Consider the following 23,502-nt stretch of genomic DNA (forward strand, 5'->3'; position numbering starts at 1 on the left):
TCTTAACATTGTTGAGAGTCCTGAATACTTATTGTAGTGTCAGCAATCATCCATCTTTACATTTCTCCTTCGCCCATCTCTTTTGCTTTTTTCTTGGCTTGCCGCAGGCGGTAGTTGAACGTCAGGTTGATTTGCCGCAACCGTCCCTGCGAATTTGTTTCCGTGTAGAAATTAGGTCCTTCGGTGATGGAGCGGAAACGCCGGGAGTTGAACACGTCGAGAACGTTCAGGGTTAGTGTGCCGTTATTTTGCAGAATGTCTTTGCTAATGGCTAAGTCCAGCGTGGCAATGGCTTTTCGTTTTCCCTGCGGGGTCTGTTGCGGCGCTTCATAATTGCCGCGTAACTGGAAGTCCGTATTTTTCCAGAAAGTAAACCGCGAGGTCGCCCGCGCGAACCAGCTATACGTATCGCTCTGGTAGGTCGCATCCAGGTTGCCCCCGTTGGTGACAGCCCGGAAAAAGTTAAGACTGCCGTCAATCTTCCACCATTTGTAGGGGGCGTATGAGCTGGTAAATTCGGCCCCATACGAGTTTTCGGTGGCCAGGTTTTCGGGGCGCGTGGTGGCGTTACCCAGTTCATCTACCCGGCGAATTCGAACAATTTTGCCCGTTGTATACCGGTAATAAACCGACGAGCTGATCGACCCTTTTTCCACGTATTTAATATGGCCAACTTCGAACGCATCCGTAAACTCCGGGTTCAGATCGGGATTGCCACTCCAGAAATTCCGGCTATCGCTAAAGGTCGCAAACGGGCTTAAATCATTGTACTGCGGACGGCGCACGCGGCGGCTGTAACTCAGCTGAACGGCATTCTGACGCGGCAAATCGTAGGTAACGTGCACACTCGGAAAGAGATTGGCGTACTTTCGGTTGTTGACATCGGCGGTCTGTTTCAGTGTCGTCGTTACGCCGGTCCACTCTGCCCGCACGCCCAGCTGGTACGAAAACTTCCGAATTTTATTTCCCAGAATGCCGTACAGCGCGTGGATCGTTTCTTCGTAAAGAAAGTCATTGGTCAAGCCCGGCAGTGGCACCCATATTCCCGTTTGGCTTCGCTCCGTTACCGAATAATCGTTGGTCATATCCCGTGAACTGCTGCGCAGACCAGCTTCCAGTTTTCCGTCTTTCCTAAATGGTTGTACGTAATCGACCTGCACCAGAATCTGCTTTTCGGTTTCGTCGTTCAGCGACCGCTGCAAAATGCTCGGCAGGCTCGATTCTTTTCCGCTGGGCAGAAAGGTGTTCTGAGTAAAATACTGATCCGAACTTTCCCAGTTATCCAGGTAGCGCACGTCGGCGGTTAATTCGTGTCCTTCGCGGGCAAACGTGCGTTTGTAGCTCAGCGCATATTCCGAGTTGGGTTCGGTTTCCGTTTCGTCCTGGGTTCGTTTGGTGATGCTTTGCAGGTTTTCCGCCGCCGTGTTGAACTGATAATCCAGGTATTGAATATCCGAGTAGCGCTTGCCTTTGCTGATGCGCCAGGTGTACGAAGCCGTCAGGATATTTTTTGAATCAAAGAAGTAATCCAGACCCGCCCGGGCGTTGTTATTCTGTCCTTTCAGCTTGCTGGTTGAGCTTTGCCGGGTCAAAAAAGTGGTGTCGTTGCGGTACACTTCCTGGTACTGCGAACTCCGTCCGGGCGTATTCCGAAAAGCAGCCGTATAGTTAACGAAGAAATTCAGGTTTTTACGCCGGTAGTTAACGTTGGCCGCCGCGCCGAAATTGGTCGGATAGCCGGTAATGACATCAAAAGAGCCATTAAAACCTTCTTTGCGCTCTTTCTTGAGAATGATGTTAATGACGCCTCCCATGCCTTCCGCTTCGTAGCGAGCTGATGGATTCGTGATAATTTCAATGCGTTCAATGCTGCTGCCCTGCAACTGCTGCAAACCACTGGCGCCCTTGATGCTCACCAAGCCCGAAGGCTTGCCGTCAATCAGAATCCGGACGCTGCCGCTTCCCCGCAAACTGACATTGCCTTCTACATCGACCGCTACCGAAGGAACATTGCTCAAAATATCAACGGCTGTTCCACCAGCATTGGCCAGATCCTGCCCGACGTTAAATATTTTTTTATCGAGGGAAAATTCCATCGTACTTTTCTCGGCCTGCACCACCACCTCGTCCAGCGTTCGGGAGGAGGATGCCAGCTTGAACGTTCCCACGTCCTGCGGGGAGCGGCCCGCCACGAGTTGGATAGGACCCGTTTTCAAAGGCTTATACCCGACAAATTCCAGCAAAGCGTAGTAGCTTCCGACCGGCGCGTCCACCGCAAATTCGCCCGCATCATTCGTTATTCCACCCGTTACAAACGAGCTATCGGCCTGCTTAAACAAACGAATATTGGTATAACTGAGCGCCGAATTTGTCTGGGCATCAAGCACCTTTCCTTTCACTTTGATTTTACCGGCTTCCTGGGCGTACAGCGGTGCCACAACTAGCCAGAAGAGAAGAAATACGACCAACGGATAGCCCGTTTTTTTTGCCCGATGTAAAGCGGTAAAAGTTTGTTTCATTAGGAAAAGAAAGTTCTTTAGGATGCTGCCCGTAAAAGTGGAATATTCCTTTTTTCTACTTGACCGAAACTAGCCTGATAATCAACCCTTTGAAAAATAAATAAATTTCTGTCAGGGCTGCGGTTTATCGCCGCACAGGCCAGAATGCCAGCTCGCGGTTGTTGCAGGCTTCCGACATACGCTGTCATTTCACTCGTAACTTTTCCCTATCTTTACAGCCAAAACACTTCGTATGGCTCAACTCAAGTATAAGCGTATTTTACTAAAATTAAGTGGTGAGGCGCTAAGCGGCGCAAATGGCTACGGCATTGACCCATCTATTCTCGAACAGTATAGCCAGGAAATTAAGCAAGTTGTTGATTTGGGCGTACAGGTAGCCATCGTTATCGGTGGTGGTAACATCTTCCGGGGTGTGACAGGTGAGCGTTCCGGCATCGACCGCGTTCAGGGTGATTACATGGGCATGCTGGCTACGGTGATCAACGCCATGGCCATTCAGAGTTCGCTGGAGCAGCACGGCATGTACACCCGCGTTATGTCGGCCATCAAGATGGAGCAGGTCTGCGAACCCTACGTTCGTCGCCGGGCGGTGCGTCACCTCGAAAAAGGCCGGGTCGTGATCTTCGGCGCAGGAACCGGAAACCCTTATTTTACCACCGACACCACTGCCAGCCTCCGAGCCATCGAAGTCGAAGCAGATGTTGTGCTGAAAGGAACCCGTGTGGATGGGGTTTATACAGCTGACCCGTTCAAAGATAAAACCGCAACCCGCTACACGAACATTACTTTTCAGGACGTTTACGAGAAAAAGCTAAACGTCATGGATTTGACCGCTTTTACGCTTTGTAAGGAAAACAACCTGCCCATTATCGTTTTCGATATGAATCGTTCAGGAAACCTGCTCCGCTTGATCGAAGGCGAAAATGTGGGCACGCTGATTACGGTTGATTTACCGACTACTGTATAATCTATAAAGCTAAACGGCCAGCCTGGGTGAAACTAGGCTACTTTAACCTGTGTAATTACAGTTTAGAAAAATAATGGAAGAGATTGAATTATATCTGGAAGATGCCCGCGACACGATGGACAGGGCAATCAAGCACCTCGTGATTGAATTAGGCAAGATCCGGGCGGGAAAAGCATCACCCAATATGCTCGATGGTATTCAGGTTGAATATTACGGCGTTTTGTCACCGCTGAACAACGTTGCTTCGGTAACGACGCCCGATGCCCGCACCATCGCCATCAAGCCTTTTGAGAAAAAAATAATCGGCGAAATCGAGAAGGCGATCCGCAACAGCAACCTGGGTCTGTCGCCAACAAACGATGGAGATATTATTCGCCTCAACATTCCGCCTTTGACCGAAGAGCGCCGCCGCGATCTGGTGAAAAAAGCAAAGCAGGAAATTGAAGTGGCCAAAGTGAATGTCCGCAACATCCGGAAAGATACCAACGAAGGAATCCGGAAACTGACGAAAGAAGGCGTTTCGGAAGACGACGTGAAAAAAGGAGAAGAACGCGTTCAGAAACTGACCGACAGCTTCGTGGCTAAAATCGACGAGATCCTGGCCAGCAAAGAGCAGGATATTATGGTTGTTTAAGCCCCTATTCTTTAAACGCCATGACCATGAATCAGCAATATGCCGTTCATAGTCATGGCGTTTTCCTTTTTCCCGATTAAAAATTCCAGCCCGGATTCTGCGTCAGGTTCGGATTGAGTTTTAGTTCGTTCGCCGGAATAGCAAACAGGTAATCTTTTTTCCGATTAAAAGGCCGCCCCTGGTCCAATAAGGTTTCTTCGGCGATTTTCCAGCGGATTAGGTCCCGCCAGCGGTGTCCTTCCAGCCCCAGTTCGAGCAACCGTTCTAGCCGCAGACTCTCTTGGGTAACCGTAGCCACTTCCGCAACGCCCGCCCGCCGACGGATGCGATTGACAGCCGCCACCACGGCGTCATTAACGCCCTGAGCTTCTAGTTGCGCTTCGGCATACATCAGTAAAACATCCGCAAAACGCATCAGCCGAAAGTTGATGCCCGAGCCAGTCGTCCAGGCAAATTCATTGCCGGAATCTTTCTGAAACTTCCGGGCGGCGTAGTCTGCCGGGCGGATTCGCCCCCAGTTAGCATACTGCAAGGTCAGGTAATAATCCTGCCCGTCGAACAAGCTTCCCTGCGGTCCAAAAACAGTGGCCAGGAGACGTTTATCGGTAGGTTCGAACTTCGCCACCAGGTTCAACGACGGAATAATTCGGTTGTAAGCCCGCCCGCGAACCCCGAACTCAAGCGCCCGCAAACTGCCGGTCCCGCACTCATCGCAAAAGGCTCCCGGATCAACCGTGGTCGAAAATTGCACCTCAAAGAGCGATTCCCGGTTGTTCTCCGCGGCCTCGGTGAAGTTATCGTGATAGTCCGGCATTAAGTCATATACCTTTGAATCGATGATCTCTTTGAAGAGTGCCGCCGCCCTGGCGTAGTCGGCCTTGCTTTCGGTTAGGTTGCCCCGGTATAGCAAGGCTTTCGCCCGAAATCCTTTGGCCGCCCCCTGGGTCACGCGTCCTATATCATTCCCCGTATACGAAGTAGGTAGGACCTTCTCCGCCTCGGCAAAATCCGTCAGAATGGCTTCGTAAACCTCGGCAATAGGCGTGCGCTTGGGTTGCCGCTCGCTGTTGTTCTCCACATTCACCACTTTCTGAATCAGCGGTACATCACCATAATTGGTTGCAAGAATGAAGTAATACAACCCCCGCAGAAAACGGGCTTCACCCAAAAGGCGCTTCTTCAAATTTTCATCCATTGGAATCCCGGGAATCCGCTCAAGCGCCAGATTAGCCCGATAAATACCCTGATAAGCACCCGTCCAGATGGCCGTAATAACTTCGTTGCTGGCATCCGTTTCAAACTCACGCAGGGCCATCCATTCGGGACTGGCAGCCAGCGTCAGCTCGGTTTCATCCGACATCATATCCTGCGCCGCGTGCATCATCCGCCCGTATAAATTCGGGGAGGCAAGCGCCGAATAAGCGGCATTGGTTGCTTTTAGGGCATCCGATTCGGTTTTATAGAAATTCTCCGTTGTCAGATCATTCTTATTGGATACATCCAGTGCCTTATCACTGCACCCAAACGACATGACCAACAAGCCGACCAGAATCACTAATTTTTTCATGTCTGTCAAAAGTTGAGTTGGATACCGCCCAGCAGAGTCCGCGGTTGCGGCTGAACGCCCACATCGATGCCGCTCACCAGCGATTGGTTGTTGCTGAACTCAGGGTCGAAGCCGCTGTATTTTGTTTTGGTAAACAGGTTTTGACCACCCACATAAATCCGCAGACTGCTCACGCCCAAACCGGACAGCAGGTCTTTCGGCAGGGTGTAGCCAATCTGAAGCGTTCGCAGGCGGAAGTAGGCGCCACTTTCCACAAAGCGGTTAGAAACCTGAAAATTAACGTTATCCGAAGCGTTGGCGCGGGGCTGCGTGGTCGAAGGGTTGTCCACCGTCCAGCGGTTTAGTACCTGTGTCCCGGCGTTGTAGCGTCCCTGGTAGCCGTTCAGCCAGTAAGCGGTTGTGTTGTAAATCTGGTTTCCGGCAACGCCCTGCAAGAGCATCACCACGTCAAACCCGCTGACCGAAGCCGCCAGCGAAAGGCCATAATGAAAGGACGGAATTGGTTTGCCAATAAAAGCCTGATCGTCGGCCAGCGTCACCTCGTTATCGCCGTTCAAATCCACAAACTGAATATCCCCCGGCGACGATCCCGGCAGGCCCGGAGCCGCATTGACCTGGCCTATGTTCTGGTAAATACCAAGCTGTTTCAAGCCGTAAAAACTACCCATCGCATAACCCGGCATGGTGCGGTTGACAAACTTATCATCAAAACTACCGTTTAAAATGGGCTCTGTTCGGGCCCCTAAAGAAATGACCCTGTTCCGCTGCCAGGATGCGAACCCCGACACGTCTAGCGAAACCGAACCAACTGTTTCTTTTGCGGTTAAAGTCACATCGAGTCCTTGGTTGCGCACTTTACCGCCATTGATCAGGGGCGCTGCCGCACCGACCGAACTGGGCAGCGGCGTTTCCACCAGAATGTTTTTTGTTTGTTTCAGGTAATAATCAATCGACAGCGAAATAGCATCGTTCGGTGTGTTAAAATCGATACCCAGATTGCTCGTGCTGGTGGTTTCCCAACGGATCAGCGGGTTAGGCAAAGTGGCGGGAATGGCGCCAATTCCCAAAAATGTATTCTGACTACCAAACGGATAGTTGAAATTCTGCGAAATCCGGGAAGCATAGCGGTAATCGCCCACGTTGTCGTTGCCTGTTTGTCCCCAACCCGCCCGAACCTTTAAGCGCGTCAGCGGAATTTTGTCGAAAAAACGTCCTTCGCTAACCAACCAGCCTGCCGAGATAGCGGGAAAAATGCCAAAGCGGTTGCCCGAAGCAAATCGCGAAGAACCGTCCCGCCGCACCGTTCCTGTCAAAACGTATTTTTCTTTATACTCGTAAAAAACCTGACCCAGCAGACTGACGATCCGGTAGGTTGTGTACTGCCCTCCTGCTATTCCATTGGGCGTTGTTTGCGCCGCTGATAGCGACCAGATGTCATTTTCCGGCAGTCCTTCCTTCGCGATTTCGATGTCATCCACCTTGCTCGTTTGGCGGCTTCCGGCCAGTAACACCGTCAGGGAATGATCGTCTACACTGCCGACGTACGTTAACTGGTGCTCCAGCAAAAGGCTCTGATAGTTTTGCTTGACCCGCGCCGATGCTGCCGTTGGATTGCTATCGAATTCGCCCATAATGTAAGCCGGAGCAGTTCTAAGCCCCTCAAAATTGCGGCGATCATAGCCCAGCGTGGCACGATAGGTCAGGTTTTCAAATAGATCCCATTCTGCGTATAGATCCCCGGTTATTCCAAAAGTTTTCTGTCCCGTACGGATCAGGTTGGACTGGCCGACTGGATTGCGAGCATCGTTGTTGGCGTCCATGTAATTGGGGCCGTTGTAACCACCGATAAACGCGTTATTTCTGATCGGTAGATAAGGAGCACTTTTCAGGGCTTGCTCGATGGCCGTGCGGCTGGTGGTCCCCTGATTAATGTGCTGGTTGGTTTGGTTGATGGTCAAATGCTGGCCAACCCGCAGATCAGGTCGCAGATCGAACTCCGTGTTTATCCGCGCGGCCAGACGCTCAAAATCAGTGCCCAGCAAAATTCCTTTTTGTTTGTACTGATTTGCCGAAAAGTAATACCGCGCTTTATCCCCACTTCCCGAAACCGACACTGCCGAGTTGCGCACCGCCGCCGAGCGAAACAGCGCCCCCACCCAGTCGGTATTGGTTCGCAGCAGGGTATCAACGGATTGGGCATTTGTCAATCGGGCAGCGGGCAGGTAGCCGCCATTGGCCCGGCTCTGGTTCACAAAATCGAGGTACTGCCGTGTGTTCAGGAGTTGTGGTTTCGTTGTCAGGCTTTGCACACCCACGTACGTTTCAGCACTCACCCGAAGTCCGCCCGCCTTGCCTTTTCCGCCGTGTTTTGTCGTAATCAGAATAACGCCGTTGCCGCCGCGCATGCCGTAGCTGGCAGCCGAAGCATCTTTCAGAACGGATACTGTTTCAATGTCATTTGGGCTTAACCAGTTGAGGTTGTCGGTCTGTCCAATAATCATACCATCAACCACAACCAGCGGGTTGGTGTCACCAAAACGACCGGGTCCTCGCATGGTTACCGTCACGGCTCCGCCCGGATCGCCGGAATTGGCTGTTACCAATACGCCCGCTACGCGCCCCTGCAAAGCCTGTAACACGTTACCCGTGCTGAATCGGGTCAGGCTTTCGCCCGAAACCGTTTCGACCGGCGCACTGAGCTTTTCCCGGGAAACAGATCCGTAGCCCACACGAACCGAATCACTTAGTGTTTCCTGAATCGATTGAGAAATTGTCTGTAACGGCATTGTTAACAGACACAGACCAAAGGTCAACCGAACCTTATACCATCTTGGCTGGTAACCTAACCCCAAAAGGGTAAAGCTTTTCATTCTTGTTGAGAATTAACGGTGGACACCCCTAAAATACAACTTAAACAAGAATGATACCAATAGAAAAAACCTGTATCATCCTTTCAGACAATACAGGTTTTCAGACAAAGAGCTAATACTTTGATGCACAAAGGCATCCTTCTTTAAACGACCTGATTTTCCTTTACTGAAATTTACAGGTGCCTGTCTAAACTTGATTCTTTACAAAATCCCGGTGATAAGCGGCTTTGTAGAGTTCTTCTTCCGGTAGACTTTTGAAGTATTCATACGTTATACGTAGGCCTTCTTCGCGCGACACTTTTGGCTCCCAGCCTAAAATTTCCTTTGCCCGCGTAATGTCCGGTTGCCGCTGCTTCGGATCGTCCGTTGGCAGCGGTTTGTAAATTACTTTCTGCGACGTGCCCGTGAGCTTGATGATTTCTTCCGCAAACTGGCCGATGGTGATTTCACCCGGATTGCCGATGTTGACCGGATAAGCGTAATCGCTTAACAACAGGCGATAAATACCCTCTACCAGATCATCCACGTAGCAGAAAGAGCGAGTCTGGCTGCCATCGCCGAATACCGTCAGGTCTTCGCCCCGCAGCGCTTGTCCGATGAAGGCGGGCAAAACGCGTCCGTCGTTCAGGCGCATCCGTGGACCATAGGTATTGAAAATCCGTACAATCCGCGTTTCCAGCTTGTGATAGGTATGGTACGCCATTGTCATGGCTTCCTGGAACCGCTTGGCTTCGTCGTATACGCCACGCGGCCCAACCGGATTTACATTCCCCCAGTAATCTTCGTTTTGCGGGTGTACCGCCGGATCGCCGTATACTTCGGAAGTAGACGCAATGATGACCCGCGCTTTTTTCACCCGGGCCAGACCCAGGCAGTTATGAATACCCAACGAACCTACTTTCAGCGTTTGGATCGGGATTTTCAGATAGTCAATGGGGCTGGCTGGCGAAGCAAAATGCAGGATGTAATCCAATTCGCCCGGAACATGGATGAACTTTGATACATCGTGGTGGTAAAACTCGAAGTTAGGAAGCTTGAACAAGTGCTCCAGGTTGCGGATGTCTCCCGTAATCAGGTTATCCATCGCAATGACGTGAAAGCCTTCCTTAATAAACCGGTCGCAAAGGTGCGAACCCAGAAAACCAGCCCCGCCTGTAATTAGTACGCGTTTCATTGATTTAGTATCAATTTAGTTGATAGTCAGTAATATATAGCCTGCGTAAATCGAAAATCAGGAGATGGCAGAGGTCAGTTGCTCCCAGCTAATTGCTCACTTAAGATCGGTTCGCGGCCAATGCTATAGTAGGTATAGCCTTGTTCTTTAATCTGGTCAAGCTCATACACATTCCGTCCGTCAAAGATCACTTTCGACTTCAACAGCAGATTCATTTTGGCGAAATCAGGCGTACGGAAAAGCGGCCATTCGGTCATAATCACCAGGGCATCGGCATCATCCAGGGCCGCATAGGACGTATGGGCGTAGGTAATGCGGTTGCCCAGAATGTTCCGCACGTTGTCCATCGCTTCGGGGTCGTAAGCCGTGATTTTAACGCCTTCCGCCAGCAACTCCTGGATGTTTTCCAGGGCCGGGGCTTCGCGAATATCGTCAGTATACGGTTTAAAGGCGAGTCCCCAGACTGCAATGGTTTTTCCGCGCAGATCGCCCCCAAAATAGTTTTTGATCATGGGCAACAGCTTGGTTTTCTGATCGTCATTAACCGCCATTACGGATTTGAGAAGCCGGAAATCATATTCGTTCTCTTCCGCCGTTTTTGCCAGTGCCTGCACATCTTTCGGGAAGCAGCTACCGCCGTAGCCAATACCCGCAAACAGGAATCGCTTGCCAATTCGGCTGTCGGTCCCGATGCCTCTCCGAATGTCATCCACATTGGCGCCCACTTTCTCACAGAGGTTAGCGATTTCGTTCATGAACGTAATTTTCGTCGCCAGGAACGCATTCGCTGCGTATTTAGTCATCTCCGCCGAACGCTCGTCCATAAAAATCACCGGGTTACCCTGGCGTACCAGCGGTGCGTACAGCCGGTTCATGACGTTCTTGGCTTTATCGGATTTGGTGCCAATCACCACGCGGTCTGGTTTCATGAAATCTTCCACGGCAACCCCTTCCCGCAGAAATTCCGGGTTCGAAACCACATCAAAATCGACCGTAGCATTAGCACCAATATGCGCCGCTACTTTCTCCGCCGTTCCGACGGGAACAGTGCTTTTATCCACAATAACGGCGTATTGTTTCAAAAGTGGCCCCAGATCGTTGGCTACTTTCAGGATGTATTTTAGATCGGCAGAACCGTCTTCACCCGGAGGTGTGGGAAGGGCCAGAAAAATCACTTCAGCGCCTTCAATTCCTTCGGCCAGATCGGTCGTGAATTTCAGACGCCCTTCGGCGGTGTTGCGGTTAAATAATAAGTCAAGACCAGGCTCATAGATAGGAAGAATACCGTTATTCAGTTTCTCTACTTTCCGGATATCAATGTCAACGCAGGTTACCTGATTGCCCGTTTCGGCAAAACAAGTACCAGTAACGAGTCCGACATATCCAGTTCCTACAACGGCTAATTTCATAAAATGGGGTGGCTAGGTTGAAACGAAATTGTTTTAGTGGGGAAATATGAGTTGTACTATTTACATATTTGGAGTCGATTGCTGCAAAAATAGATTTTTTTTCTGTATTCTCTACAGACCTTGATTGTCCGGCATTTTTACCCTTTAAAGACCGTCAGATAAGAACATTCTGCACTTGTTTACCCCCATTTGGTAGTTCTCTTTTTTCCTTGTAATTTTTACAAAACCACTTCATCGAACTTGATGAATCCACTCCAATAGTATGAATACACAAATTGAAGAAAACCAAGAATTAATTGAACAAACTGTCCGTGATTTTGCCAATCGCCACATCCAGCCTTTTGTGCGCGAATGGGACGAGAAACAACATTTCCCGATTGAAATCATGCACCAGCTCGGCGAGTTAGGCTTGCTTGGCGTACTGGTTCCCGAAGAATACGGCGGAGCAGGGCTTGGCTACCGGGAATACGTCAGTGCTATCGTTGAGCTTTCCAAAATAGACGGCTCCATCGGCCTATCGATGGCTGCTCACAATTCGTTGTGCACCAATCACATTCTTCTTTTTGGTGATGAAGACCAAAAGCGGCATTATCTACCCAAACTCGCTACCGGAACCTGGATTGGAGCCTGGGGCCTGACGGAACCTAACACGGGCTCTGACGCGGGAAACATGCGGACAACGGCGGTCCGCGACGGCGATTCCTGGATTCTAAATGGCACGAAAAACTTCATTACGCACGGAAAAAGCGGAAACGTAGCGGTCGTGATCGCCCGAACCGGTGAACCCAATACGGCCCGCAACGCTACGGCTTTTATTATTGACCGGGATACCCCTGGCTTTTCAGCCGGCAAAAAAGAAGACAAAATGGGCATGCGGGCGTCCGAAACGGCGGAGATCATTTTTCAGGATTGCCGGATTCCCGATAGCCAGCGCTTGGGCCAGGTCGGTGACGGCTTCGTTCAGTCCCTAAAGGTGCTGGATGGCGGGCGCATCTCCATTGCGGCGCTCAGCCTCGGCATTGCGCAGGGAGCTTTTGGCCATGCGCTGCGGTATGCGCAGGAACGCCAGCAATTTGGTCAGGCTATTGCCCGTTTTCAGGCCATCCAGTTCAAATTGGCCGATCTAGCCACCGAAATTGAAGCCGCCCGGCTCCTCACCTATCACGCCGCCGACCTCAAGGATGCCGGACAAGCGGTAACCACTGCCTCGGCCATGGCCAAATTGTATGCCTCGGAAGTGTCGGTTAAGGCTGCCAACGAAGCGGTGCAGATTTTCGGCGGCTACGGTTTTACGAAGGATTTTCCGGTTGAAAAATATTACCGGGATGCTAAATTATGCACCATCGGGGAAGGCACCAGTGAGATTCAGCGCCTGGTTATTTCGCGAAACTTGTTGCGATAAGTAACCATTTTGAGCAATTTGTAAATTTAAAAATTAAACTTTTTAAATTAATTTTATAATTATATACATTTGGTACGTGCATTTTCTCATTCCTAACCAAATGTTATATGATTCGTTATTTTACATTTCCGCAACATCCAGTTAAGCATCAGGCAGTCAGTATCATGCCGGATTCTTAACTGGATTTTTTTTGCTAATTAGGCAAATTCTGCCTGCGCTACTTTAGCAAAATCCTAACATTACGCCCCAATACTTAACATTTCCAAAACATTAGGCTCCTTACTTTTGTGGCGAAATAAAAATGCATTGTTCTACGAATCGAACACCGCTCTTCTACACTGAATCTTATTCAGGCACAGCTACTTATGCATTATTAGTCTAGAAGAAAAACACCAAAAAATTTCATTTTATGAAGAATTCTATACCGCCTGAGCGCGTATGGACTAAGGCTTCGCGTACAGCCATCACGCAACTTTTTGTTCCGGTCGTTCTCTGTGGCTTAACATTGAGTCACTCTCTTTCGGCTCGGGAAATCCCAACTTTCGACCGGCCGCGCACGAGCGTTTCGTTGGCTGATGAGCTAATCAAAGGCCGCGTAATCGACGAAAAAGGCGACGGACTTCCCGGTGTTAGCATTGTGATTAAGGGCACCCAACGTGGTGCTACCACCGACGCCAACGGACAATACCAAATTAATGCGCCTGAAGGACCTACCGTTCTGATTTTTTCCTTTGTTGGTTATCTCCCTCAGGAAATTGCGCCGGGCAAGCAAACAACCATCAACGTCACCTTGAAAGCCGACACAAAAGCGCTGGAAGAGGTCGTTGTAGTGGGTTATGGTACGCAAAAAAAGGTAAACCTGACCGGCGCTGTTGACCAGGTTGGCAGTGAGGTTCTGGAAAATCGCTCGTTACCCAACCTGACGCAGGGGCTTCAGGGAACTATTCCAAACCTGAACCTACGCATGGGCGATGGAAAACCCACTCAATCACCCAGTTACAACATCCGGGGAACAACCTCGATTGGGCAGGGAGGCAATGCGCTGGTCCTGATCGATGGAGTCGAGGGCGACCCCAGCCGACTTAACCCCAACGACATTGCCACGGTTTCGGTCCTGAAAGATGCATCTTCAGCAGCTATTTACGGAGCCCGGGGTGCATTCGGCGTGGTATTAATTACGACTAAAAGCCCCATTAAAGACCGCACCAGCATCACCTATTCGCTAAATCACTCCATCAAGAGCCCGACGGCTGTGCCCGATTTTGTAACGAACGGGTATCTGTTCGCCAAGATGTTCAATGAAGGCTGGAGCGCGTGGAACGATTATTCGCAAACGCCCCAGAACGTGAATAAAACGGTGCGCTTTTCGCCAGCCTATCTGGCGGAGTTTGAACGCCGTGACAAAGATCCCAGCTTGCCTAAAACCGTCGTTGACCCCACAACGGGCGAGTATGTTTACTACGAAAATACGGATTGGTATAAAGAGTTGTACAAACGGCAAAACACGGCTACAGAGCACAACCTGTCTTTCTCGGGCAGCAGCGGCAAAGCTGATTTTTACGTGACAGGTCGTTACTACAACCAGGAAGGTTTGTTTCGGTATAACTCGGATGATTATAAACTACTTAGCCTTCGCGCCAAAGGATCGATTCAGCTTTATCCTTGGTTAAAAATTACGAACAATGCCGATTATTCGTCGATGAAATACCACAACCCGCTGAATGTGGGTGAAGGTGGTAGCATCTGGCGCAATATCTCCGACGAAGGCCACAACATGTCGCCCATGTTTAATCCAGACGGTACGCTGAGCTACTCGGCGGCGTATACGGTGGGCGATTTCTGGTACGGTAAGAACGGCATTGACATGGATCGGCGCGTATTCCGTAACACGATTGATTTTGCAACCCAGTTCTTCAACGACCAATTCCGCGTTAAGGGAAATTTCACGTTCCAGAATACGGATAATAACGAATACCGCACGCGGGTACCCGTGCCTTACAGCCGCAAACCGGGCGTGATTGAGTACGTGGGTGTTAACACCAACGACCTACAGAATATCTACCGCGAGACGATGTACACGGCTACTAACCTATACGCCGAATACGAGCCTAAAATCGGCACGAATCACTACGTCAAAGCGCTGGCTGGATATAACTACGAGTTTTCCAATTACCAACGCCTGGAAGCCATGCGGAATGGTTTGATCTATGAGGATGCTCAGGATATTAACCTGGCGCTGGGTCAGTCCATTACAACTGCCGGTGGCCGGGAAACCTGGGCCATTCTGGGTGGATTCTACCGCCTGAACTACGGCTTTAAGGATCGTTATTTGCTGGAAGTAAATGGGCGTTATGATGGTTCTTCGAAGTTTCCGTCCGGGCAGCGTTACGCCTTTTTTCCGTCGGTTTCGGCAGGCTGGCGCATCGCAAACGAATCCTTCTGGAACGTATCGCCTAAAATCATTACTGACCTGAAAATCAGAGGATCTTATGGCTCTTTGGGTAACGGTAGCATCGGGTCTTACGCCTTTCAGGAGCAGTTCTCGATTTCTCAATCGGGACGGGTACTCAACGGGGTTCGTCCGCAGAAAACGGGCCAGCCTAGTGTTATTCCCGATGGTCTGACCTGGGAAACATCGACAACTGCCGACCTTGGTCTGGATCTGGGTTTGCTTAACAACCGCCTGACACTGATTGCCGACGCCTATATTCGCAAAACGACGGATATGTTTACCGTGGGAATGACACTGCCGGCGGTTTTTGGGACTTCGGTGCCCAAAGGAAACTACGCCGACCTGACTACCAAAGGATGGGAAGCCGTGCTGACCTGGCGGGATAAATTCTCGGTGGCGTCAAAACCGATGAACTATGAAGTCCGATTCACGATGGCTGACTACACGGCGACCATCGACAAATTCAACAACCCGGATCAGAAATTAAGCGATTATTATGCCGGACAGACTGTGGGTGAAATCTGGGGCTTCGAAACCGCTGGATTCTTCACGTCCGCCGAAGATGTAAAAAACTCGCCAAAGCAAACGCTGTACAAAGCGTCTAACACTGGCCAGTGGTTACCGGGTGATATTAAGTTCCGCGATCTAAACGGCGATGGCGTAATTGACAACGGCGATAATACCGTGGCTAAACCCGGCGACCGCCGAATTATCGGAAACACGACGCCTCGCTATACGTATGGTGTCATGCTAAACGCCGACTGGAACAACTTCTTTTTCTCGACTTTCTTCCAGGGCGTGGGTCGGCAGGATTGGTATCCGGGTGCTGAAGCGGGCACTTTCTGGGGACAATACAACCGCCCTTACAACCGCCTGCCAACGTGGCAACTCGATAATATCTGGTCGGAGGAAAACCCGAATGCCTATCTGCCTCGCTACCGGGGTTATGTTGCCCAGAACGGTTCTGGCGAATTACGGCAAACGCAAACCCGATACCTCCAGAATATTGCTTACCTCCGCCTGAAAAACATTCAGATCGGTTACAATTTACCGAAGCTCCTGATTCGTAAGGTAGGTATGTCAAACGCCCGGGTATTTGTGTCGGGAGAAAATCTCTGGGCCTGGTCACCGCTGTACAAAATCACGCGCGATCTGGATGTTGAAAGCGCTACTGAATCAGACCGGGTATTAACTGATGGTGGCAGCGGAAATGGCCATAACTACCCGATTCTCAAAAGCTTTACGATGGGACTTTCAGCCACTTTTTGATCATGAAAACCTTGAAAAAACGATATATTGGTCTTTGTCTGGCGGGCCTTTTTTTAGCCGGATGTAGTGAACTAGAACAAGTTCCAGAATCAACCGCCTCTAAAAACGCCGTCTTCAGCAGCGAAAAAGGTCTGGAACTGTACGCTAACTCGTTTTACGATAATTTGACTGGTCCAGATTTCAGTATTTTGCCTACGGCTGGTAGTATCATCCGTAGCGATGAGATGGCTGATTTTGCGGCTCGGACGCAAGTTCCTGACTTTCTGCGCGACGGGGCATATGGTCCCCGTCAAAGCTCTGGCTGGGATTGGCGCGCTTTGCGAAACATCAATTACTTCATTGCCAACGCTACCAACCCCGCGGTTCCAGCCGACGCGAGAAGGCACTACATCGGTCTGGCTCGCTTTTTCCGGGCGTGGTTCTATTTTGATAAGGTAAAACGCTTCGGCGATGTTCCCTGGATTAACAAAGCAATGGATGTAACCGACGCTGACTTGTTCCGGGGCCGCGACCCGCGCGTGCTGGTGATGGACTCCGTGCTGGCCGATTTGAATTATGCAACCCAGAATATCCGCACCACAACGGACAACTCGCGCAGTTTGATTACCAAATCCGTGGCCTACGGTCTGAAATCGCGGATTTGTCTTTTTGAAGGGACTTTCCGTAAGTACCAGACTACCTATAACCTCGGCAGTTCGGCGGACAAATGGCTCAACGAAGCGGCCAACGCGGCTCAGGCCGTGATGACGGAAGGTGGCTTCTCGCTCAACGAAGCGGGGGGAACCGATAAATCCTACCGGCAACTGTTCATCAACAAAACGCCGGTCACCAACGAAATCATGCTTTCGGCGGTATCTGATGCTGCGCTGAGCGTTTTTAACGATGCTAACTGGTGGTGGACCAGTGCCACTTACGGAGCGCGGGTGAGCTTTAACCGGACGTTCGTCAATACGTATCTGAACATCGACGGAACGCCATTTACCAACAAGGCGGGTTACAAGACAATGACCTTTATGGACGAAGTTAAAGGCCGGGATAAGCGGTTGCAACAAACCATTCGGATGGGGAACTACACCCGTGTCAATGGCGGGGCTACCGAGCCTGCACCTCCCGTTTTTTCGTACACCTATACGGGTTACCAGCCCATCAAGTGGGCCCTGGATGATGCGTATTACGATGGCGGAACGCGCAATGACAACTCTATTTCGATCATGCGCTATGCTGAAATCCTGCTAAACTACGCCGAAGCGAAAGCCGAGCTGGGTACACTTACCGACGCCGACTGGGCTAGAACCGTGGGTGCTCTGCGCAAACGGGCAGGCATTACGGGCGGCTTATCGGCTAAACCAACCGTGGTCGATACCTACCTGCAAACAAACTATTTCCCTAACATTTCTGACCCATCCTTGCTGGAAATCCGGCGGGAACGCGGCATCGAGTTAGCGCTGGAAGGCTTCCGTTTTGCAGATATTATTCGCTGGAAACGCGGCGAGCTGATGGAGCAGGTTTGGAACGGTTTTTACGTCCCGGCGCTCGACAAACCGCTCGATCTGAATGAAGATGGGAAGGCCGATGTGGTGTTCTACAAAGTGAAACCCGCCACCCAGCAAGCTGGCGTTACGTACATCAACGTGGCTGAAACAGTGAACGGCGTTCCGAATCCGCAGCGGCTTTCAAACGATACGTCCGGTGAGCTAACGTGGCTGAATAATATTCCGCGAAAATGGAATGATAAATACTACCTCTACCCTATTCCAGAGACGGATCGGCTTTTGAATCCAGAAATTGGTCAGAATCCAGGCTGGTAGAAAATACGAAACAGTAACTTTTGACCTTACCAGATTCTTTCCTGATCCGGTAAGGTCAACTCTTAACAATAAAACGAACCCATGAGAATTATTTTGCTCTTTTTGCTTTGCGGTGTTCTGGTGTCTCACGCTGCTTTTCCCCAGGCTAATACGCCAATCACCGTTGCTTCGTATAACATTCGCTATAACACCGCCAACGACGGGGTCAACGCCTGGCCGAACCGCAAGGAAATGGTCAAAAGTCTGGTGCGCTACCACGAGTTTGATATTTTTGGCACCCAGGAAGGGCTACGGATGCAGTTGGATGGCATTGCTGAACTGAATGAGTTCGCCTTTTTTGGGGCGGGGCGCGATGATGGTAAAGAAGCGGGCGAACATTCGGCTATTTTTTACAAAAAAGATCGGTTCAAGATGCTGCAATCGGGTAATTTCTGGCTCAGCGAAACGCCCGATAAACCGGGCAAAGGCTGGGACGCCACCTGCTGCAACCGCATTTGCTCCTGGGCTAAATTCCAGGATTTGAAGACTAAAAAGCAGTTTTTCTTTTTTAGTGTTCACTTCGATCACCAGGGTGTCGAAGCGCGGCGGCAATCGGGCAAACTGATGGTGCAGAAGATCAAGGAAATTGCGAAGAACGAACCCGTTATTCTCGCTGGCGATTTCAACTCAACGCCCGAAACCGAGCAGATTCAAACCATCAAAACCCTGCTCAACGATGCCCACGACGTGACCGCCCAGCCACCTTACGGCCCGGAAGGTACGTTCAACAGCTTTAAGTTTGACGCGCCTATGGACAAGCGCATCGATTACATCTTTGTTAAGAAAGGAATCGACGTGCTGAAATATGGTGTTTTAACCGACGCGAAAGAAAAACGCTATCCTTCCGATCACCAGCCCGTGGTTGCCAAGGTCGTGATTCGCTAATTTCATTTTGGCTGAGTAAAAGGAGCAGACGATTTTCTGCTCCTTTTTTTATGCCTTTTCCGGGCGATTTCAACCCGTAATTCAGGCGCTTCAGCGCTATTTCCAGGTCTTTCGGTAGTTCAAAAACGGCACATAAACGCATTTAGGGGCAATTTTGCGCCATAAACAACAAATCGAATGATCAATACGAAACAAGCTCTGTCTCTCCTGCTAATCCTCTGGACAACGCTTATCGCCAAGGCGCAGGAAGCTCCGACGCTTCGAAACCAGCACGCCATTCAGCTCAATCTGGGGATTAGCCAGCTTACCATTAATGACCGAAACGCCAGCCCCCTTACCTATCAGACGCGTCCGTTTCAACTAGGCTTGGCTACGTTCGCCGTTCCACCAAAACCGAATGGCAGGCTGGACTTCAGATGTCCTATAGCCCAAACTTCGACGCCAAAGCCTATCCCGGTCGGGTAATCCATTATAGCGAGGACCTTGCCGTACCGATGGCCGGTGGCCTTCTGGCGGGCCATGTTTTTGCCAATTACCTTCGCCGCGTTGGCACTTATTCAAAAGGCACTATTCTGCTGGGAACAGGTATTCATCACCGGATTCACTATCCATTTGAAGCGCCTTACGCAGGCTTGTCTATGATTACGTCGGTTCCTCTGATTGTCAAGGCAACCTATAGTCTTGGCCCCAAAACACAGCTTTCAACTCAACTAAGCTATTCACTGGCTGGGTTGGTGACTCGCCTTCCCTGGCACAACACGTATTCTCTTCCCGAAGTTGGCAGCCAGTTCAAGGCCCTCTACCAAAATGATACGCAGTTAGCAAGCGGCCACCGTCTTCGGCAGGTATCCTGGACCTGGGCGATTGATCACCAGATCAGCCGACGCGCATCGCTTGGGCTGACGTATCAATTTGATTTACTTCGCTATCCCCATCCGCGTCCGCTGGCTTCCTGGTCTAACAGCCTTCAGCTTAATTCGTCATTCAACTTTTGATCGCCCCACCATCATCATGAAAAAGATAAAAATTTTGCTCGTTAGCCTGCTTGGGCTGGGGGCTTGTCAGTCAATGGAACCCGTAAAACCGTCGACGGATGTAATTACCAATTTTGAGTATGTCTGGAATGAGTTTGACCAGATGTACGGCAGTTTTAGCGTCAAGAAACTTGACTGGAACGCGGCTTACCAGCAATACCGCCCTCAACTAACGGCACAATCGACCAATGAGGATCTGTATCGTATTTTAAAACAACTGATTGATCCACTGAAAGATGCGCACGTAAGTATCATTCCGACAGACCCTAACTACAAACGCTACACCTCCGGCGAGGATGCTTATCCTATTCTGAACCGCACCAGCCTGGAGGTGTTGCAAAAAAACTACCTCACAGACGCCAAAATCGCAACGCCGGAAATCAGTTACGGTAAACTGCCAAACAACGTGGGTTATCTGTACATCACTGGTTTTGAGGATAATTTTAAAAATTACGAACCGACTTTGGACATTGTGCTTGATTACCTGAAAGATACAAAAGCACTGGTCCTGGATATTCGTGATCATTGGGGCGGGCGCGATGAGATCGGGCAGTACGTAGCCGGGCGATTTGCTGATAAAACCTATTTATATCTTAAATCGCGAAAACGGTCGGGCCCGAAGCACACGGATTTCACGCCGTGGCAGGAATGGTATCTTAAACCCACCGGCAAAAGCCAGTACACCAAGCCGATTATCCTGTTAACCTCCGATAATACCGCCAGTGCCGCCGAAACGTTCACCATGGCGATGAAGCGCCTGCCCTACCTCAAGCAGGTTGGACTCACCACGCCCGGTGCGATTTCGGACAAAGCCACCCGCGAGATGCCCAACGGCTGGCAGTTCACGCTTTCCATTGGCGAATACCTGGATCATAACGGCCTTAGCTGGGAGGGCAAAGGACTGGCTCCCGACGTTTCGATTGCCAATACAGACGAAGATTTAATGAAGGGCAAAGACCCTCAATTGGATAAAGCGCTGCAACTCCTTCCGTAAAGCGAATCGGCCAGGATTCACTAAGGGACCCTGGCCGAATTTACCGATCAATCCAGGCCTTAAACTCACTGGCTTTCTTTTTGCTAACCGTTACTTCGTCGGAAAACTGGGGTTGCAAACGCAACATGAAACCGCCCTGTTCTTTCTGCTGGACCTGCTTAATAGCCTCAATGTTAGCGATCATCTGGCGATTAATACGGAAAAACTCAGCATCCGACAGCATTTGAGAAAGCTGCTCGAGCGTATAATCCACTCTATACTCCTGGTTATCAAACGCCTTTACAAAATTATACTCGTTGCTTTTGTAGATATAGGCAATATCGTCGGTAGGCAGCGGCACCATCGAGTTGCCTTTATTGACTACTAAATTCTTTTTAGTGGTTTTCTCAGCTTCTGACTGGGGCTGCTCTCTAAGCTGCGCCAATTCCTGCTGTAACTCCTGAACCCGGCTTTCGTACAATTGCACGATATTCAGAATGGCGTATAACAGATTGATAATAAAGACGAAAACCAGAAACATCGGCACATCACCGGCAAACAGGTATTCGATGTAAAAGCCCTGCTCGCGGTGCATGATTGGAATCTGGTAGACAAAAATGGCCACCGCAAGGATGATACCCGAAAGACCTAGATTGACCACCGCCTGCAAAATGAATCGCTTGAAGGTTTCGGTTAGCCAGGAATAGCGCCGGTCGAAATAGCGAATTAACTGGTAATTCACTTCCCAAACGATCCACGTAATGACAAAATAGGCTAGGATGTCGGCGTAATATTCCCGCTTTTTCAGCAGTTCAAACAAAGACGTCGGGTCACCAAGATGGCGGGTAAAAAAAGTCAGGAAAGGGATTCCCAACCAGCGAAGCCATTTATCCGAGTAGCGAATAGCCATGTCTTTGTTACCAATAAATAAACATACAAAATAACGCAAGAAGCCCAATTCCTCAAGCGAATTTGCCTTTTCTCATTACCAGCGGCCTTTCATTTTTGATTTTTTCTGCTTATCATCACATATCTTGAAGCGTATCCGCTTTTCTGCCAAATTTCCGCCTCAATTCTTAATCGACTCACTTACATGGGATATGTATTTCTTACTCTTACCATTCTTGCCTTACTGGTTGTCTTTGCGACCGTCAAAGTAGTTCCTCAACAAAACGCGTACGTCGTCGAACGGCTGGGCAAGTTTTTCGCTGTCCTGCAACCGGGAGTTAACTTTATTATCCCTTTTTTCGACCGGGTAGCTTATAAACACAGCCTGAAAGAAACCGCGCTTGATATTCCCGAGCAAATTTGCATCACCCGGGATAACGTGCAGGTGCGGGTGGACGGGGTTATTTTTATCCAGATTATTGACCCCATGAAGGCGTCCTACGGGATTAGTGATTACAAATTCGCCGTCAGTCAGTTATCGCAAACCACCATGCGGAGCGAGATGGGAAAAATTGAACTCGATAAGACGTTTGAAGAACGAACAACGATAAATCAGGCGGTCGTTCAATCCATTGACGAAGCAGCCATTGGCTGGGGTGTCAAGGTGTTGCGGTATGAAATTAAGAACATTACCCCGCCCCAAACCGTTCTGAACGCCATGGAAAAACAGATGCAAGCCGAGCGTGAAAAACGGGCGGTCATTCTGGAATCGGAAGGGCAAAAACAGTCGGCTATTAACGTGGCTGAAGGGCAAAAACAGAAAGTTGTCCTGGAATCGGAAGGGATTCGGATGCGACAAATCAACGAGGCCTCTGGAGAGGCAGAAGCCATTAAATCCATTGCGGATGCCACCGCCGAGAGTATTCGTAAAATAGCCCTGGCGATTCAGGAAGAGGGCGGTATGAACGCCGTGCAACTGCGGGTAGCGGAACAGTTGGTTGACCAATTCGGAAATCTGGCCAAAGAAACCAATACGCTGATTTTGCCCGCCAACTTTGGCGACTTGTCGTCAATCATTTCTACCGCAATGAGTGTTGTTAAACAACAGGAAAAAACGCCTTAACGCATGGACTTCTTCACAGAATCGCAACTATGGCTCATTGGTGGCCTTTTGTTTTTAATCGCCGAACTCTTCAGCGTCTCTTTCTTTTTTGCCTTTTTGAGCGTTGGCGCGCTGGCAACATCCCTGCTGGCGTGGTTGGGCATCACACCCGGCATCAGCAGCCAGCTCCTGGCGTTTTCGGTCGTAACCATCACTACGTTGGTTGTTGGTCGGCAGCCGCTGCGCCGGTGGATGAGTTCCCGCACGCGCAAACAGGAATACACGGAATACGTTGGCGACAAAGCGACGGTTACCAAAACGATTCCTGCGCTGGGCGAAGGGCGGATTGCCTACCGGGGAACCGAATGGATTGCAGCTACTGATACTAACTTGTCCATCATGGCCGGAAAACAGGTCGTCATCAAGCGCATGGACGGCATTCGGGCCATTGTTGACGCCGTCACCGTTAGCAGCCTACAATAATATATCCGCCGCCTTCCTCAAATTAGG

The 23,502-nt window shown here is 50.2% G+C and carries 17 protein-coding genes; 11 read left to right on the forward strand and 6 right to left on the reverse strand.

Features of this window, described 5'->3' with window-relative positions; all coding sequences use genetic code 11:
• Positions 1-56: 56 nt before the first annotated feature.
• Complete coding sequence (locus L0Y31_RS18510; protein ID WP_234734574.1) at positions 57-2,519, reverse strand: TonB-dependent receptor; 2,463 nt, start codon at positions 2,517-2,519, stop codon at positions 57-59.
• Positions 2,520-2,751: 232 nt separating this feature from the next.
• Here L0Y31_RS18510 and pyrH point away from each other — a divergent pair, with 232 nt between their 5' ends.
• The gene (gene pyrH / locus L0Y31_RS18515; RefSeq protein ID WP_234734575.1) at positions 2,752-3,486 is read left to right on the forward strand and encodes a UMP kinase; all 735 of its coding nucleotides are present in this window, start codon (positions 2,752-2,754) and stop codon (positions 3,484-3,486) included.
• Between the two features lie 73 nt (positions 3,487-3,559).
• Complete coding sequence (gene frr / locus L0Y31_RS18520; protein ID WP_234734576.1) at positions 3,560-4,120, forward strand: ribosome recycling factor; 561 nt, start codon at positions 3,560-3,562, stop codon at positions 4,118-4,120.
• A 76-nt stretch (positions 4,121-4,196) separates the two neighbouring features.
• Here the strand turns inward: frr and L0Y31_RS18525 are convergent, their stop codons facing one another.
• The 4 genes from L0Y31_RS18525 to L0Y31_RS18540 form a co-directional block, all read right to left on the reverse strand.
• On the reverse strand, positions 4,197-5,687 hold the full coding sequence (locus L0Y31_RS18525; RefSeq protein WP_234734577.1) for a RagB/SusD family nutrient uptake outer membrane protein: 1,491 nt from the start codon (positions 5,685-5,687) through the stop codon (positions 4,197-4,199).
• A gap of 5 nt (positions 5,688-5,692) precedes the next feature.
• Positions 5,693-8,473, reverse strand: a complete 2,781-nt coding sequence (locus tag L0Y31_RS18530; protein WP_234734578.1) for a SusC/RagA family TonB-linked outer membrane protein — start codon at positions 8,471-8,473, stop codon at positions 5,693-5,695.
• A 271-nt stretch (positions 8,474-8,744) separates the two neighbouring features.
• Positions 8,745-9,731 (reverse strand): UDP-glucuronic acid decarboxylase family protein, encoded by a 987-nt coding sequence (locus L0Y31_RS18535; RefSeq protein WP_234734579.1) that lies wholly within the window; start codon positions 9,729-9,731, stop codon positions 8,745-8,747.
• Positions 9,732-9,805: 74 nt separating this feature from the next.
• Positions 9,806-11,140 (reverse strand): UDP-glucose dehydrogenase family protein, encoded by a 1,335-nt coding sequence (locus tag L0Y31_RS18540; protein WP_234734580.1) that lies wholly within the window; start codon positions 11,138-11,140, stop codon positions 9,806-9,808.
• Between the two features lie 262 nt (positions 11,141-11,402).
• Here L0Y31_RS18540 and L0Y31_RS18545 point away from each other — a divergent pair, with 262 nt between their 5' ends.
• The 7 genes from L0Y31_RS18545 to L0Y31_RS18575 all read left to right on the forward strand — a co-directional run bounded on the left by L0Y31_RS18545 (position 11,403) and on the right by L0Y31_RS18575 (position 21,023).
• Positions 11,403-12,542 (forward strand): acyl-CoA dehydrogenase family protein, encoded by a 1,140-nt coding sequence (locus L0Y31_RS18545; protein ID WP_234734581.1) that lies wholly within the window; start codon positions 11,403-11,405, stop codon positions 12,540-12,542.
• Positions 12,543-12,951: 409 nt separating this feature from the next.
• Complete coding sequence (locus L0Y31_RS18550) at positions 12,952-16,263, forward strand: SusC/RagA family TonB-linked outer membrane protein (RefSeq protein ID WP_234734582.1); 3,312 nt, start codon at positions 12,952-12,954, stop codon at positions 16,261-16,263.
• 2 nt (positions 16,264-16,265) lie between these two features.
• Complete coding sequence (locus L0Y31_RS18555; protein ID WP_234734583.1) at positions 16,266-18,071, forward strand: RagB/SusD family nutrient uptake outer membrane protein; 1,806 nt, start codon at positions 16,266-16,268, stop codon at positions 18,069-18,071.
• Between the two features lie 81 nt (positions 18,072-18,152).
• Complete coding sequence (locus L0Y31_RS18560) at positions 18,153-18,995, forward strand: endonuclease/exonuclease/phosphatase family protein (protein WP_234734584.1); 843 nt, start codon at positions 18,153-18,155, stop codon at positions 18,993-18,995.
• 177 nt (positions 18,996-19,172) lie between these two features.
• Positions 19,173-19,460 carry a hypothetical protein gene (locus L0Y31_RS18565; RefSeq protein WP_234734585.1) on the forward strand — a complete coding sequence of 96 codons (288 nt, stop codon included), beginning with the start codon at positions 19,173-19,175 and terminating at the stop codon, positions 19,458-19,460.
• The gene (locus tag L0Y31_RS18570) at positions 19,412-19,990 is read left to right on the forward strand and encodes a hypothetical protein (RefSeq protein WP_234734586.1); all 579 of its coding nucleotides are present in this window, start codon (positions 19,412-19,414) and stop codon (positions 19,988-19,990) included. The genes L0Y31_RS18565 and L0Y31_RS18570 overlap by 49 nt, the downstream gene beginning before the upstream one ends.
• Before the next feature lie 16 nt (positions 19,991-20,006).
• Positions 20,007-21,023 (forward strand): S41 family peptidase, encoded by a 1,017-nt coding sequence (locus tag L0Y31_RS18575; protein WP_234734587.1) that lies wholly within the window; start codon positions 20,007-20,009, stop codon positions 21,021-21,023.
• A gap of 40 nt (positions 21,024-21,063) precedes the next feature.
• Here the strand turns inward: L0Y31_RS18575 and L0Y31_RS18580 are convergent, their stop codons facing one another.
• Positions 21,064-21,912: a LytR/AlgR family response regulator transcription factor gene (locus tag L0Y31_RS18580; protein WP_234734588.1), complete on the reverse strand. Its 849-nt coding sequence runs from the start codon at positions 21,910-21,912 to the stop codon at positions 21,064-21,066.
• 183 nt (positions 21,913-22,095) lie between these two features.
• Between L0Y31_RS18580 and L0Y31_RS18585 the strand changes: the two genes are divergently transcribed.
• Together L0Y31_RS18585 and L0Y31_RS18590 are read left to right on the forward strand one after the other, a co-directional pair.
• A complete protein-coding gene (locus tag L0Y31_RS18585) occupies positions 22,096-23,013 on the forward strand; it encodes an SPFH domain-containing protein (protein WP_234734589.1) in 918 nt (305 codons plus the stop codon).
• Positions 23,014-23,016: 3 nt separating this feature from the next.
• A complete protein-coding gene (locus L0Y31_RS18590) occupies positions 23,017-23,475 on the forward strand; it encodes an NfeD family protein (RefSeq protein WP_234734590.1) in 459 nt (152 codons plus the stop codon).
• The last annotated feature ends 27 nt before the right edge of the window (positions 23,476-23,502 follow it).

Source organism: Tellurirhabdus bombi (assembly GCF_021484805.1).
GTDB classification, from domain to species: domain Bacteria; phylum Bacteroidota; class Bacteroidia; order Cytophagales; family Spirosomataceae; genus Tellurirhabdus; species Tellurirhabdus bombi.

Bases quoted from the DNA above. Each gene is read 5' to 3' on its own strand.
- L0Y31_RS18530 (WP_234734578.1), bottom strand. From the start codon at position 8,473: ATGCCGTTACAGACAATTTCTCAATCGATTCAGGAAACACTAAGTGAT.
- L0Y31_RS18535 (WP_234734579.1), bottom strand. From the start codon at position 9,731: ATGAAACGCGTACTAATTACAGGCGGGGCTGGTTTTCTGGGTTCGCAC.
- L0Y31_RS18555 (WP_234734583.1), top strand. From the start codon at position 16,266: ATGAAAACCTTGAAAAAACGATATATTGGTCTTTGTCTGGCGGGCCTT.
- L0Y31_RS18560 (WP_234734584.1), top strand. From the start codon at position 18,153: ATGAGAATTATTTTGCTCTTTTTGCTTTGCGGTGTTCTGGTGTCTCAC.
- L0Y31_RS18590 (WP_234734590.1), top strand. From the start codon at position 23,017: ATGGACTTCTTCACAGAATCGCAACTATGGCTCATTGGTGGCCTTTTG.
- L0Y31_RS18565 (WP_234734585.1), top strand. From the start codon at position 19,173: ATGATCAATACGAAACAAGCTCTGTCTCTCCTGCTAATCCTCTGGACA.
- pyrH (WP_234734575.1), top strand. From the start codon at position 2,752: ATGGCTCAACTCAAGTATAAGCGTATTTTACTAAAATTAAGTGGTGAG.
- frr (WP_234734576.1), top strand. From the start codon at position 3,560: ATGGAAGAGATTGAATTATATCTGGAAGATGCCCGCGACACGATGGAC.
- L0Y31_RS18570 (WP_234734586.1), top strand. From the start codon at position 19,412: ATGTCCTATAGCCCAAACTTCGACGCCAAAGCCTATCCCGGTCGGGTA.
- L0Y31_RS18550 (WP_234734582.1), top strand. From the start codon at position 12,952: ATGAAGAATTCTATACCGCCTGAGCGCGTATGGACTAAGGCTTCGCGT.
- L0Y31_RS18580 (WP_234734588.1), bottom strand. From the start codon at position 21,912: ATGGCTATTCGCTACTCGGATAAATGGCTTCGCTGGTTGGGAATCCCT.
- L0Y31_RS18540 (WP_234734580.1), bottom strand. From the start codon at position 11,140: ATGAAATTAGCCGTTGTAGGAACTGGATATGTCGGACTCGTTACTGGT.
- L0Y31_RS18525 (WP_234734577.1), bottom strand. From the start codon at position 5,687: ATGAAAAAATTAGTGATTCTGGTCGGCTTGTTGGTCATGTCGTTTGGG.
- L0Y31_RS18585 (WP_234734589.1), top strand. From the start codon at position 22,096: ATGGGATATGTATTTCTTACTCTTACCATTCTTGCCTTACTGGTTGTC.
- L0Y31_RS18545 (WP_234734581.1), top strand. From the start codon at position 11,403: ATGAATACACAAATTGAAGAAAACCAAGAATTAATTGAACAAACTGTC.
- L0Y31_RS18510 (WP_234734574.1), bottom strand. From the start codon at position 2,519: ATGAAACAAACTTTTACCGCTTTACATCGGGCAAAAAAAACGGGCTAT.
- L0Y31_RS18575 (WP_234734587.1), top strand. From the start codon at position 20,007: ATGAAAAAGATAAAAATTTTGCTCGTTAGCCTGCTTGGGCTGGGGGCT.